Origin of the sequence: Pseudomonas helvetica (assembly GCF_039908645.1) — a bacterium.
GTDB classification, from domain to species: Bacteria; Pseudomonadota; Gammaproteobacteria; order Pseudomonadales; family Pseudomonadaceae; genus Aquipseudomonas; species Aquipseudomonas helvetica.
The window spans coordinates 4575945-4589471 of the sequence record NZ_CP150917.1 but is presented as its reverse complement, the minus strand read 5'-3'; the positions used below and the strand labels follow the sequence as shown (position 1 = coordinate 4589471).

The window sequence follows — 13527 nt, the reverse complement described above, 5'->3', positions numbered from 1 at the left end:
GGGTTGATGCGTGTCAGAAATGGTTCAGCAGCATCGCGTAATGACAGTGGCGAGGGAGCAAGCTCCCTCGCCACAGGGATTGCGTTACGGCAACTCGCGACTGGCGTAGAAAGCGCTCAGCACTTTGACCAGGTGCGCCAGGTCATGGCTGCCGCACAGCTCGCGGATCGAGTGCATGGCAAACGTCGGCAGGCCGATGTCCACGGTGCGTACGCCCAAATGGCTGGCGGTGATCGGGCCGATGGTCGAACCACAGCCCATGTCGCTGCGCACCACGAAGCTTTGCACCGGAACTTCTTCGGCCATGCACAGATGACGGAAGAACCCTGCGGTTTCGCTATTGGTGGCGTAGCGCTGGTTGCTGTTGACCTTGATTACCGGGCCGGCGTTGAGTTTCGGGCCGTGATTGGCGTCGTGTTTGTCGGCGTAGTTGGGGTGTACGCCGTGGGCGTTGTCGGCTGAGACCAGCAGCGATTTCTGAATGGTGCGGACGAACTCGTCACCCTCAGGCAGCAGACGACGCAGGGTTTGTTCGAGCATCGGGCCGTCGGCACCGCATGCCGAGCAGGAGCCGACTTCTTCGTGGTCGTTGCACACCAGCACGCAGGTTTCATCGGTTTCAGCTGTCAGCAAGGCTTGCAGGCCGGCGTAGCACGACAGCAGGTTGTCCAGGCGCGCACCGGCAATGAAGTCGCCATGCAGGCCGATGACGGCAGCACTTTGGGTGTCGTAAAAGCTCAGCTCGTAATCGAGCACCACGTCGGCGTTCAGACCGTGTTCCCGGGCCAATTGATCGGTGAGTACGGCGCGGAAGTCCACACGCTCGTCACCGGCAAATTGCGCGAGGATCGGCGGCAGTTCGGTCTGTGCGTTGATCGCCCAGCCCATGTTGGCTTCACGGTTGAGGTGAATGGCCAGGTTGGGAATGGTGGCGATCGGTACCTTGAAGTCGATCAGTTGGCTTTCGACCTTGCCGTCGCGGCGAAAGGTCACGCGACCGGCCAGCGACAGGTCACGGTCAAACCAGGGGGCGAGCAATGCGCCGCCATAGACTTCGACGCCCAACTGCCAGAAACCCTGACGCTGCAGTTCAGGTTGTGGCTTGACTCGCAGGCATGGGCTATCGGTGTGAGCGCCAACCAGGCGGATGCCATCGTACAGAGGGGAATTGCGGCCCATCTTGATGGCAACGATCGAGGAGTCGTTGCGCGTGACGTAGTAGCGACCATTGGCTTCGGTGGTCCAGGGCTCGCGCTCGTCAAGGCGCTGATAACCCGCCGCTTCCAGGCGCTGAACAAGGCTGGCGGTGGCATGGAATGGGGTAGGGGAGGCCTTGAGGAAGTCGATCAGGCCTTGGTTCAACTCTTCGCGCATAAGTAGCTCCAGACAGCAGTGCCGCGAGTTTAACGTATTGGCTCGGGGCATTGGGCAAGTGCTTTGATAACACTGTCACGAGGCAGGCCCGCTAGCTCGTTTCGGATAATCGCTTTTTCAGATAAGCAATGATTGCCTGCTTGTCGCCTGGCTTTGTCGGCTTGGGTAATAGTTTTGGCCAGTGCCCCTGGCCCAGTGGCAAGAGCTTTTTCTTTTGGTTCTCGTCCCAACGCAGAATTTCCCGAGACGCGCTTTCCCACCACTCATGTCGACAGACCGCGTAATACGGGTGATCTGGCGCGGCACTTCCATACAGAAGATCGCGACCGACTTTTCTCAAGCTTCCACGCTTATTGCGCAGTTTCCATTTGATTTTCAGGCGCCGCCAGGCTGAAGGGAACGGTTTGCTGCGAGGGACCTCAAGGCAAAGCTCGAGCAACTGCGGGCGAAACTGTTCGCCATGCAAGGCAAAGAAGTGCTTTTGCATGGCATGAAAGAATCTTTTTTCGGCAAAGTAGTGGTAGATGAACTTCTTCGCTTCCTGCACGGGTTTGTCACGCATGGCGAATGACAGGGCAATTTGTTCGATTGTATGGATATCGAACGAGCCTTGAGTCCATTCGTCGATCAGCTTGATCGTCTCTTCCAGTAACGGCGTATCGCTGTCCGTGACGCCGCACAGACCACTGTTGTAAAGCTTGAAACTGTTGTCGGAGCTGATGCCATGGGCTTGCAGGCACGTGCCGAGCTTCACGTAGTCCGGACGTTTGCAGACGTAGCTCCAGTCGTACTCGAAACAATCCATCAGATACTGCTGAGGCTGAATTCGTTTGAGGATCAGGTTGGGGTCTTCGAGGAACAGCGTGTCGGTATCAACAAACAGGGTTTTTTCCGCCAGCTTCAACCCGGCAGCAATGGCACAGGCCTTGCGGCGATGGTGGTAACCGTTCTCGCCTTGCCATGAGGTCAAGGTCTGCTGATCCAGGGCCAGGGTTTCAACAGGCCAGCCGGCATAGTCTTCAGGTCTGTCGGTAAAGATCCTGATGCACAGGGGCTCGCCTTTCCTGAGCTGCGACAAAGCGGTCAGAATACTGAATTTGGCTTCTCTGCGGTAAACGTCCTGGTCGCCATACACCAGGTACAGCAACTGTTGCGGCGCTTTTGCCAGAGCGGTTGAGTCGGGGGCTTTATGCGTCACCGGGTTCCATGTCCTTACGATTGTCGATGGCTGCTGCGACGGGCTGCTCACTAGTGTTCAAAACGGTGCCGGGCACTCGAAGCGCAAGCGTTCGCCACTTTGCGGGTGGGTGAAGCTGAGCATGCTGGCGTGCAGGCACAGGCGCGGCCAGGCAGCCAGGGCTTGCGGGTGAGCGTAAAGCCCGTCACCCAACAACGGATGACCGATGGAGAGCATGTGCACGCGCAACTGATGCGAGCGGCCGGTAATCGGCGTCAGTTCCACCCGGCACCAGTCGCCGCAACGTTCCAGCACGCGCCAGAAGGTCAGTGCATGCTTGCCGAACTCATGGTCCACCACGTGGCGGGGTTTGGTCGGCGGGTCGTAGCGCAACGGCAAATCAATGCTGCCGCTGTCCAGTTCCGGTTGGCCCCAGCACAGTGCGGTGTAGGCTTTTTCGGTTTCGCGGTCGTGAAACTGTCGAGACAGTTCGCGATGGGTATCGGGGTCGCGGGCCAGCAGGATGATCCCGGAGGTTTCCCAGTCCAGTCGATGGACGATGCGCGCTTCCGGGTAGCCGTTTTCTTGCAGGCGGGTGATCAGGCAGTCCTTGTTGTCATCGGCGCGACCGGGCACGGAGAGCAGCAGGGTAGGCTTGTCCACCACCAGTACGGCGGCGTCCTGATGGATGATGCGGATATTCGACAGCGGCATTAAAACAGCCTCGTAACAAACGCCAACGGCGGCTCAGGTCCTCTCCGTTGCTGGAAAGGACCTGAGCCGCCGTGGCTCCAGCCGGATCGACTCAGCGATCAGGCAGGGTGATATTGAGTTCCAGAATCGAGCAGCTGCCCTGGTTTTCCAGTGCGACGTGCACGTCATCGGACCCGATATTGACGTACTTGCGGATCACCTCGACCAGTTCCTTCTGCAAGGCCGGCAGGTAATCTGGGGTACTGCGTTGGCCGCGTTCATGCGCCACGATGATCTGTAGACGCTCTTTCGCTACCGACGCGGTGCTTACTTTTTTGTTGGCACGAAAGAAGTCAAAAAGATTCATTATCTACCTCCAAACAGGCGCTCGAAGAATCCCTTCTTCTCAACGTCAAGGAACCGGTGTTGCACGGTTTTGCCCAGCAGACGATCGACGGCATCGCTGTACGCCTGACCGGCGTCGCTTTGGTCGTCGAGAATCACTGGCACGCCTTGGTTGGAAGCCTTGAGTACGGCTTGCGATTCCGGAATCACACCCAGCAGGGTGACCGCCAGAATCTCTTTGACGTCTTCGACGCCGAGCATTTCGCCGTTGCTTACGCGCTCTGGGTTGTAGCGGGTCAGCAACAGGTGTTCCTTGATCGGGTCTTCGCCGTTCTCGGCGCGACGCGACTTGCTGGCCAGCAGGCCAAGCATGCGGTCCGAGTCACGAACCGAGGAGACTTCCGGGTTGGTCACGACAATCGCTTCGTCAGCGAAATACATGGCCAGGTGGGCGCCTTTCTCGATACCCGCCGGAGAATCGCAGACCACGAACTCGAAGTCTTCTTTAAGTGCCATGAGCACTTTTTCCACGCCTTCTACGGTCAGCGCGTCTTTGTCGCGGGTCTGACTGGCGGCCAGCACGTAGAGGTTTTCCAGGCGCTTGTCTTTGATCAGGGCTTGCTGCAGGTTGGCTTCGCCGTTGACCACGTTGACGAAGTCGTACACCACGCGACGCTCGCAACCCATGATCAGGTCGAGGTTACGCAGGCCGACGTCGAAGTCGACGATAACTGTTTTGTGACCGCGCAGAGCGAGGCCGGTACCGATAGCGGCGCTGGTGGTGGTCTTACCCACACCACCCTTGCCGGATGTAACCACGAGAATCTTGGCCAAGGTGTTTCACCCCTAAGGAAAAAGGACTTTTAGCCCCTGAAAAACATCTCCTGAAAACTACTGCAGTCGGACAGCCTTGGCTGGAATCCGGTGTTGGGCGGGGTTTACCTCGGGTAAACGCTGCCTTGCGCCATTTTCCTACTTCGTTTGAGCCGTTTTCGCTACGTTTTAGAGATGCTTGGAAAATGCGGCAGTATCCGTTAAAGCCGAATGATGTTCAACACGTCACCCGACAGGCTGACTTGTACACCGGCGCCCCACAGCGGATCGCGGCGCAGATCTTCGGAAACCTTGTAATGACCGGCGATAGAGAGTAGTTCAGCGCTCAATTGCTGACAGAAAATCCGTGCCTTGGAGTCACCCTTCACACCGGCCAGCGCACGACCGCGCATCGGTCCGTATACATGGATGTTGCCATCGGCGAGAAGTTCCGCCCCCGGGCTGACCGAGGAAACCACTACCAAATCGCCACCTTGAGCATAAATCTGCTGGCCGCCACGTACTGGCGAAGTGATTATTCGGGTCGGTTTGATGGTCGGCTCCGGCGGTTTTTCCGGTTTTTTCCTGACTTCGCCTTCGTGCGGGTCAAGTGCTCGTTCGCGCGCGCCAGACGGCGGCAGCACCGGCAGGTCGACGGCAATGGCGGCGGCGATGTCTTCGATGCGACTGGCGCGGATGGCCAGCGTGCGCAAGCCATGGTGTCGGCAAACACGCATCAGCGCAGGCAGGTCGACCGCGCCTTCAGTGGCCGGGAGTTTGTCCAGGGCCAGCACCAGCGGCGCATTGCTGAAAAAATTAGGCGCCAGGGCGACCTTCGCAGCCAGTTGTCGGTCGAGGCTTTCGAGGTCATTGCGGGCCAGTTCCAGCACCGTAATGGCGAGCATGCTGCCCTTCAACTGGAACACGGGATCTTGGTCTAGCGGTTCGGTTTGGCTCATGGTCGGCATAAAACGGCTTGTCACTAAAAGTGCCGAGACTTATAACGAGAACGCCCGTAAGCCGCAAGCCGGGTCGAACCGATGTAGAATGCGCGGCCTTGTTGTCTGTCCGGAATCGTTAATGGATCGCCCGCAATTTCGAGCTGCATTTTTTCATCCGCGTTTTTGGCTGCTATGGTGCGGTCTAGGGCTGTTGTGGCTGATCGTACAGCTGCCGTATCCGCTGCTGCTGCGTATTGGTCGCCTGCTGGGTAGCGGGATGTATCGGGTTGCCACCGATCGTCGGCGCATCGCCAAACGTAACCTTGAACTGTGTTTCCCGGAAAAAACACCTGCCGAGCGCAAGCGTCTGCTCAAGGAAAACTTCGCCTCGACCGGCATTGCCTTCTTCGAGATGGCCATGAGCTGGTGGTGGTCCCGCGCGCGCCTGGCACGCCTGGCCCATGTCGAAGGGCTGGAGCACCTCAAACAGGCTCAACGCGACGGCAAGGGTGTGATCCTGATGGCGTTGCACTTCACCACGCTGGAAATCGGCGCGGCGTTGCTCGGCCAGCAGCACACCATCGACGGCATGTACCGCGAACATAAAAACCCGCTGTTCGATTTCATTCAGCGGCGCGGTCGCGAGCGGCATAACCTCGACTCGCTGGCGGTCGAGCGCGATGACGTACGCGGCATGCTCAAGTTGCTGCGCGCTGGCCGGGCCATCTGGTACGCACCGGATCAGGACTACGGCGCCAAGCAAAGTATCTTCGTGCCGTTGTTCGGCATTATGGCGGCAACCGTTCCCGCCACCAGCAAGTTTGCCAAGCTGGGCAAGGCGCTGGTGGTGCCGTTCACCCAGGAACGCCTGGCCGACGGCAGTGGTTACCGCCTGGTGATCCATGCGCCGCTGAACGACTTTCCGGGTGAAAGTGACGAAGCTGACTGCATCCGGATCAACCAGTGGGTCGAAGGTTGCGTGCGCAATTGTCCTGAGCAATACCTCTGGACCCATCGACGCTTCAAGAGCCGTCCGCCCGGCGAGCCGAAATTGTATGCCAAGCGCGGTTGAATCCATTTCGTCAGACTAGATTGAAAGCCCCAAGCACCATGGAGTGTTGCGATGAGTTCAGGTGAGCCGGTTACAGGTTTGATTCTTTCCGGCGGCGGGGCTCGGGCGGCGTATCAGGTCGGGGTGCTGGCAGCGATAGCCGAGCTGCTGCCGGCAGGTTCCGCCAATCCGTTCCCGGTGATCGTCGGCACTTCGGCCGGGGCGATCAATGCGGTCAGCCTGGCCAGCGGGGCGACGGACTTTACCGCGGCCATCCAGCGGTTGACCGCGTTCTGGCAGGGCTTTCGCAGTGACCTGGTGTTACGTAGCGATTGGCCAGGAGTCATCAGCCAGGCGACTCGGTTTGTCAGTCACAGCCTGTTGGGGATTGGCGCAAAAGTGCCGGTGGCGCTGGTCAACAGCTCACCGCTGCGCAATTTGTTGAACGACAAGCTGCAGCTGTCCGGCATCAATGAAGCCATCGCACAAAAACAATTGCACGCAGTCGCCGTAACCGCATTCGGTTATGAGTCCGGGCAAGCCGTGACCTTCTACCAGGGGGGCCGGAGCATCGATGCCTGGCTTCGCCATCGGCGTATCGGCGTACCGACTCAATTGACGGTCGACCATTTGCTTGCCAGTTCGGCGATCCCGTTGTTGTTTGCACCCGTGAAGATCGGCAACGAGTACTTCGGCGATGGTGCGGTGCGTCAGTCGGCGCCGATCAGCCCGGCCCTGCACCTGGGGGCGAGCAGGGTGCTGGTGGTGGGCGTCAGTGGCAACCCGCGCGGCGTTGATCCCGATAATCCGTTGCAGCGCACCTACACCGGTCAGCAACCCTCGTTGGCGCAGATCGGTGGGCACCTGCTCAACAGTACGTTCATTGATAGCCTGGAGAGCGACATCGAGCTGTTGCAACGCTTGAACGAGTTCAGTCACTTGTTACCGGCAAGTACCGCGGCCCGCAGCTTCGGCGTGGCACCGGTGGACGTGTTGGTGATTGCTCCGAGTCAGCCGATCGATGAAATCGCCGCACGGCATCGACAAGAGCTGCCAGCCGCGTTGCGACTGTTCTTGCGCGGGCCGGGTGCGACCAGGACCAGCGGTGCCGGGGTGCTGAGTTATCTGCTGTTCGAGGCGGGGTATTGCAGCGAGTTGATCGAGCTTGGCCGCCGCGATGCCTTGGCCAAGCGCGAAGAGTTGTGCCGATTCCTGGGGTTGGAAGAGCCTGCAATCCCGGCTTGAGATCGGCGGCGCGGCTATCGCGGGCAAGCCTTGCTCCTACAAATCTATGTCAAACCCCTGATCCGTAGGAGCAAAGCTTGCTCGCGATGGCGTCCTTGCAGATGCAAAACTCAGGCAGTCAATCGATCATCGCGAAAATCACGCAATGCCTGTTCGATCTCCTCCCGGGTATTCATCACGAACGGCCCGTACTGCACGATCGGTTCGCCCAGTGGTTTACCGGCAATCAACAGCACTCGCGCTCCGGACTCGCTGCTCAGTTGCAGCTCACCTTCATCCGACAAACGGACCAGTTTGCTGACGCCGATACTCTGGGTTTGTCCCGGCAACTCCACGCTGCCGTCATACACGTAAAGCAGTGCCCGATGCCGATCCGGCAGTTTCGGTGTGATGCGGGTGCCGGCCGGTAGATGGAAGTCAAAGTAATACGGCTCGGTGTCTGGCCGTTGTACCGCACCGGTTTGCGTGACGGTGCCGTCGTCGAATAGACCGGCGATCACTACCACCTCGACGCCTTGCGCAGTTTTCAGCCGTGGAATGTCTGCCGGCTGAATGTCCCGATAGCTGGCCGGATCGAGCTTGTGCTTGCCTGGCAGGTTCAGCCACAGCTGGAAGCCGCGCATCACACCTTCTTCCTGCTCCGGCATCTCGCTGTGGATGATGCCCTTGGCGGCGGTCATCCATTGCACGCCACCGCCTTCCAGCAAACCGACGTTACCCAGATGGTCCTCATGACGCATGCGCCCTTCGAGCATGTAGGTCACGGTTTCGAAGCCACGGTGCGGGTGGGGTGGGAAGCCGGCAATGTAGTCGTCGGGATTTTCCGAGCCGAACTCGTCGAGCATCAGGAACGGGTCGAAGCGTTCGACGCCTGCGCCACCAAATACCCGGGTCAGCTTGACCCCGGCGCCATCGGACGCGGGTTGGCCGGTATGCAGGCTAAGTACTTTGCGAAATTGAGTCATCGGTGCAACTCCTCGATCAGAGTGGAATGGCGCCATGCTATGCCAGACGGACTGATCAATGGTTGCGAATTTTGCGGAGGTTTAATCGGGTTGTTCGATGTGTTGGCGGCAAAGCAAAAGACCGCAGCCGGCGCCGGCCCCTACACTCGATGCGCTTATGTAGGAGCTGGCGAAGGCTGCGATCTTTCAACCCTGGATCAGAAGTGGTACTTCACCAGCAGGCTCGTGGCGCTCTGATTGGTGGTGAAGTCCTTCGTGTCTTCGATGGCGTATTTGTTTTTCCAGTAATCGTACTCGACACCGACGTACAGCTGCTTCTCGCCCCAATGCAAGGCTTTGCCCAGGTCGTATTTGATCTGCGGGTTGAAGTGCAGGTTGGCGTGGTAGGTGCCTTGGCTGTTCTTGTCGTTGTCGACCACCCAGTCCATGAACCCGTCGATCAGCACGCTGGAGCTGCCCACCGGGATGGTGTAGGACCACACCGGAGTGATCTGCCAGATGTTGTTACCCGGGCGTTTGTCGTCGGTGTGGCGATTGTAGAAGTTCAGCTGGAAGTAATCGAAACCGGGAATGGCCAGGTCGAAACCCGGACCGATCAGGTAGGAGTTGACGTCGCCTTCGCCGGTTTCGTAGGTCATGGCCAGCAGGACGTCCTTGATCGGGCCGAACTCGAGTTTCTGGTCGAAGATCTTGCCGAACGACAGACGCGGGCTGAACTCACCGTAGTACGTGTTATTACCGAGGTAAGCGTCAGGTTTACCGTTGTAGAAAATCTTGTCGATGAACAGGAAGTTGTCCCCGTATTTCCAGGCATCGGCGTGCTCGAAGGTCACGGTTTGCTGGATGCTCGGGTTGACTTTGAAGTCTTTGCCATAGAGATAGGTCAGGCTGTTGTTCTGCCACTGCAGCAGGTCGCCGGCCATTGCCTGCCCCCCAGCCAGCAAGGATCCAGCGAGCATCAGGCTAGTGCACGTACGGTTCATTCGGTTGCTCCCAAAGTAAGTAGTTCCACGTTTTTTTTTAAGTCGGCGCTCTGCTGTGGCGCCTGTTTTTCGTTGCTGTAAACGATCATCCGGTCGGTCGGTTTCAGCGCTCCGGCGAGCGCTGAGTCAAGGCTTTTAGAACGCGAAAGAATGCCTGCTCGGCTGTTCGGAAACAGTCGATCAAGCGTCCGTTCGGTTTTTATTGGAGTGTGCCGCGTGACCGTCAAGAGCCTGGATAAGCTGGCTATCTGGTCAGGAATTAATCCCGGGCTTTTTTTTAGAGCCGATTCAGGCGGCCTCGGAGAATACTGACTCGCGCACCATGGCTCAAGCGCCCAGCAACGGAGCGCCGCTATCAAGTTTGTCACTGTGTTGCTCCTCGAATGTTTTTATTGTTAAGGCGCAGACAGCCGCTGACGGCGACCGGACGTATCGCCGGCCGGTCTGTCATGCGGGTATTTCGTGTCACGGGTGAAACCGGATAACGATGGAAGGACGGGCGGACCGTCCGCTTATCCGTCAGTGCTGATGAGCGTGGCACTCGTTGTTGGTGGCTCGTTCTGCGCCGCCGAGGATGTTGAACAGCAGGTTCAACGAGAGGGCGCTGAGGGTCGCCATGGCAATGCCGCTGTGGGTGATCGGGCTCATCCACAACGGCAAGTGGGCGAAGAATTCCGGACGAACCACCGGGATCAGCCCCATGCCGATACTCACCGCCACCAGCAATTGGTTGCGACGGTCGGCGATGTCGGCTTCCTGGAGAATCTTGATCCCGGTAGCCGCGACCATGCCGAACATGGCAATCGCCGCGCCGCCAAGTACCGCCGGTGGAATCGATGCCACCAGAAAGGCCGCTTTGGGCAGCAGGCTCAGCACCACCAGCAGACCACCGGCAACGATGGTCACCGAACGGCAGCGCACGCCGGTCATTTGCACCAGGCCGATATTCTGGGCAAACGAGGAATGGGTGAACGTGTTGAAGAACCCGGCGAAGAATGACGCGCCGGCATCACACAGCAAACCGCGGCGGAGCATCCGTGGGCAGACTTCCTGGCCGGTAATCTTGCCCAGGGCGAGAAACATTCCGGTGGACTCGACGAAGATGATCACCACCACCAGGCACATTGAAAGGATCGGCGCGAGATGGAATTGCGGCATGCCGAAATGCAGCGGGGTGACGATTTGCACCCACGGCGCCTGCGCCATGCCGCTGAGGTCGACCATGCCGATCAGGCCGCAGAGGATGTAACCCAGGCCCATGCCGATCAGTACCGAAATGTTCACCCAGAAACCGCGCATGAAGCGGTGGATCAGCAAGATGGTGCCCAGCACCAGCGCGGCGATGGTCAGGTAGACGGGGGAGCCGAATTGCGCGGCAGCGTTGCCGCCACCCGCCCAGTTCACAGCCACGGGGAACAGCGACAAACCGATCGAGGTGATGACCGTGCCGGTCACCAGCGGCGGGAAGAACCGCACCACCTTGGACATGAATGGCGCGATGAGCATGCCGAAGAACCCGGCGGCGATGGTCGCGCCGAAGATCCCTTGCAGGCCGATGCCAGGCATGCCAGCCATCGCCACCATGCTGCCGACCGCCGCGAAACTGGCGCCCATCATCACCGGCATGCGAATGCCCATGGGGCCGATGCCCAGTGATTGCACGACGGTTGCGATGCCGGCGACCAGCAGGTCGGCGTTGATCAGGAAGGCGATTTCTTCACGACTCAGGCCTGCGGCCTGTCCGATGATCAGCGGCACCGCGATGGCGCCGCCGTACATCAGCAGAACGTGTTGCAGACCGACCAGAATCAGTTGCAACAGCGGCAGTCGTTGAATCGCGGGTGCGTCGGGGATGCGTGCTTCGGATGACACGGACATGCAACACCTCGGATCTTTTTTATTCTTGTGATTTTGTGCGTCAGGTGGACCTGTGGCGAGGGAGCTTGCTCGCGCTGGGTCGCGAAGCGGCCCCGCTTTTCTCCAGGAAGAAAGGGGACTGCTGCGCAGTCCAGCGGGAGCAAGCTCCCTCGCCACAAAAGCCTGCTTGTCACAGGCTTTTGTATTGCTTAATTGGTTCGGGCTCCCTGATTGATCCAAGCGCCGATCAGGTCACGTTCCTGCTGGGTCATCTGCGTGATGTTGCCCAACGGCATGATCTGGCTGGCGACAGCCTGGGCCTGGATCCGCGGGGCCAATTGCTGGATCTGTTGCGGGGTATCGAACATCACGCCAGCCGGTGCCGCGCTGAACAGCGGGCTGGTCGGTTTGGCCGAATGGCAGACCGCACAACGTTCCTGAATCACGCTGTGTACCTTGCTGAAGTCCGGACCGCTTGCCGTCGAAGCTTGCGCCGGTGCCGCAGCGGCGGCCGGAGCGGCTGGTGCTGCTTCAGCGGGTTTGGCGCCACCGCCGAGGGCGGTTTCGGGCAGCGGTTGGTACTCGATCTTCGCCGGTGCCTTGGCCACTTCCGGGGTGTTCATCGGCGCTGGGCCGGTGACGTAGGCCAGGCAGATCATGCCTACTGCCGCGACAGGCAGGGTCCAGGCGAACTTGTGGCTTTCGTGGCGGGTGTTGAAATAGTGACGCACCAACACCGCGAGTACCGCGATCCCGGCCAGGATCAACCAGTTGTACTGGCTGCCGTAAGTGCTCGGGAAGTGGTTGCTGATCATGATGAACAGCACCGGCAAGGTGAAGTAGTTGTTGTGCCGTGAACGCAGCAAACCCTTGGCTGGCAGTGCCGGATCCGGCGTGCGGTTCTCGGCGATGGCCGCCACCAGTGCCCGTTGGGCCGGCATGATGATGCGGAACACGTTACCGACCATGATGGTGCCGATGATGGCGCCAACATGCAGGTACGCACCGCGACCGCTGAACACTTTGCTGAAGCCGTAAGCGGCGCCAATGATCAGCACGAACAGAATGAACCCGAGCAGGGCAGGGCGTTTACCCAGGGCCGAGTCGCACAGGAACGAGTAGATGAACCAGCCGATGAACAACGAGCCAAGACCGATGGCCACGCCTTCCGGTCCGCTCAGGCTGCTGCCCGGTGCCAGCAGGTACAGCGTCGGGTTGGAGTAGAACACCACGCACAGCAGCGCGATCCCCGACATCCAGGTGAAGTAGGCTTCCCATTTGAACCAGTGCAGGTTGTCCGGCATGGTCGGTGGGGCCAGTTTGTATTTCTCCAGGTGGTAGATCCCGCCACCGTGAATTGCCCAGAGATCGCCCGCCAGGCCGTTTTTCGGGTTGACCCGATTGAGGTTGTTTTCCAGCCAGACAAAGTAGAACGACGCGCCGATCCAGGCCACGCCAGTGATCATGTGAACCCAGCGCACGCTCAGGTTCAGCCATTCCAACAGATGTGCTTCCACAGTCTTTACCTCTCGCCTGTCACTCTTGTTGTCGAGTGATCAGACCTTCTCTTATTGGTGGGGGGCGAGGATCAAACGCTCATCCTCTTTGAAAAAATGCTCATCGCAGTTATTGCCTGTGCCACTGCGATCAACCACCAGGAAGTCATCCCGCTTTTCGATCGTCAGCACCGGATGGTGCCAAACGCCGCGATGGTAATTAATGCCCTGCCTGCCGTTGGTGACGAAGGCGCGGACCAAGCCTGATACAGGTTCATCGCCAAGTGGCGCGACCACGATCAGAAAGGGGTTGCCGAGCAGCGGAATGAAAGCCTGGCTGCCCAGCGGATGGCGCTCCAGCATGCAGACGGTCAGCGGCATGTCCTGCGCGTCGGCGCGGAAGATGCTGATGATCGCCTTGTCTTCTGGCGTGGCGGTTTCCACCGTTGCCAGTTTGTGAAAGCGCATGGTCGAACCGTTGTTGATCATGAAGTGATCGCTGCCATCGGTTTCGATCACGTCACCGAAAGGGGCGAAGGCTTCTTTGGTCAGCGGTTCAATCGTCAATGTGCGCATGCTGGTCTTCT

General features: G+C 59.2%; 13 protein-coding genes. 2 read left to right on the top strand and 11 right to left on the bottom strand.

Annotated features, from left to right (window positions below; translation table 11 throughout):
* Positions 1–84: 84 nt before the first annotated feature.
* The 6 genes from AABM55_RS21360 to minC form a co-directional block, all read right to left on the bottom strand.
* On the bottom strand, positions 85–1374 hold the full coding sequence (locus tag AABM55_RS21360) for a M18 family aminopeptidase (RefSeq protein WP_347927717.1): 1290 nt from the start codon (positions 1372–1374) through the stop codon (positions 85–87).
* A gap of 91 nt (positions 1375–1465) precedes the next feature.
* The gene (locus tag AABM55_RS21355) at positions 1466–2572 is read right to left on the bottom strand and encodes a hypothetical protein (protein WP_103319909.1); all 1107 of its coding nucleotides are present in this window, start codon (positions 2570–2572) and stop codon (positions 1466–1468) included.
* A 57-nt stretch (positions 2573–2629) separates the two neighbouring features.
* Positions 2630–3265, bottom strand: coding sequence for an RluA family pseudouridine synthase (locus AABM55_RS21350; RefSeq protein ID WP_007940846.1), 636 nt, complete (start codon positions 3263–3265; stop codon positions 2630–2632).
* A gap of 91 nt (positions 3266–3356) precedes the next feature.
* A complete protein-coding gene (gene minE, locus AABM55_RS21345) occupies positions 3357–3611 on the bottom strand; it encodes a cell division topological specificity factor MinE (RefSeq protein ID WP_019693048.1) in 255 nt (84 codons plus the stop codon).
* A complete protein-coding gene (minD, locus tag AABM55_RS21340; RefSeq protein ID WP_054593514.1) occupies positions 3611–4423 on the bottom strand; it encodes a septum site-determining protein MinD in 813 nt (270 codons plus the stop codon). The genes minE and minD overlap by 1 nt, the downstream gene beginning before the upstream one ends.
* Before the next feature lie 200 nt (positions 4424–4623).
* Positions 4624–5361 (bottom strand): septum site-determining protein MinC, encoded by a 738-nt coding sequence (gene minC / locus AABM55_RS21335; RefSeq protein WP_054598158.1) that lies wholly within the window; start codon positions 5359–5361, stop codon positions 4624–4626.
* A 121-nt stretch (positions 5362–5482) separates the two neighbouring features.
* Here minC and AABM55_RS21330 point away from each other — a divergent pair, with 121 nt between their 5' ends.
* Together AABM55_RS21330 and AABM55_RS21325 are read left to right on the top strand one after the other, a co-directional pair.
* A complete protein-coding gene (locus tag AABM55_RS21330; protein ID WP_347927716.1) occupies positions 5483–6415 on the top strand; it encodes a lipid A biosynthesis lauroyl acyltransferase in 933 nt (310 codons plus the stop codon).
* Positions 6416–6466: 51 nt separating this feature from the next.
* Positions 6467–7639: a patatin-like phospholipase family protein gene (locus AABM55_RS21325; RefSeq protein ID WP_347927715.1), complete on the top strand. Its 1173-nt coding sequence runs from the start codon at positions 6467–6469 to the stop codon at positions 7637–7639.
* A gap of 110 nt (positions 7640–7749) precedes the next feature.
* Here AABM55_RS21325 and AABM55_RS21320 read toward each other — a convergent pair whose 3' ends face one another.
* From AABM55_RS21320 to AABM55_RS21300, 5 genes are all read right to left on the bottom strand, one after another.
* The gene (locus tag AABM55_RS21320; protein WP_347927714.1) at positions 7750–8604 is read right to left on the bottom strand and encodes a pirin family protein; all 855 of its coding nucleotides are present in this window, start codon (positions 8602–8604) and stop codon (positions 7750–7752) included.
* Between the two features lie 197 nt (positions 8605–8801).
* Entirely contained in the window at positions 8802–9587 is a 786-nt protein-coding gene (locus AABM55_RS21315; protein ID WP_347927713.1) for an outer membrane protein OmpK, read from the bottom strand.
* Positions 9588–10106: 519 nt separating this feature from the next.
* The gene (locus AABM55_RS21310) at positions 10107–11465 is read right to left on the bottom strand and encodes a nucleobase:cation symporter-2 family protein (protein WP_103319921.1); all 1359 of its coding nucleotides are present in this window, start codon (positions 11463–11465) and stop codon (positions 10107–10109) included.
* A gap of 188 nt (positions 11466–11653) precedes the next feature.
* The gene (locus AABM55_RS21305) at positions 11654–12961 is read right to left on the bottom strand and encodes a urate hydroxylase PuuD (RefSeq protein WP_347927712.1); all 1308 of its coding nucleotides are present in this window, start codon (positions 12959–12961) and stop codon (positions 11654–11656) included.
* 51 nt (positions 12962–13012) lie between these two features.
* Positions 13013–13516, bottom strand: a complete 504-nt coding sequence (locus AABM55_RS21300) for an ureidoglycolate lyase (protein WP_007898831.1) — start codon at positions 13514–13516, stop codon at positions 13013–13015.
* Positions 13517–13527: the final 11 nt, after the last annotated feature.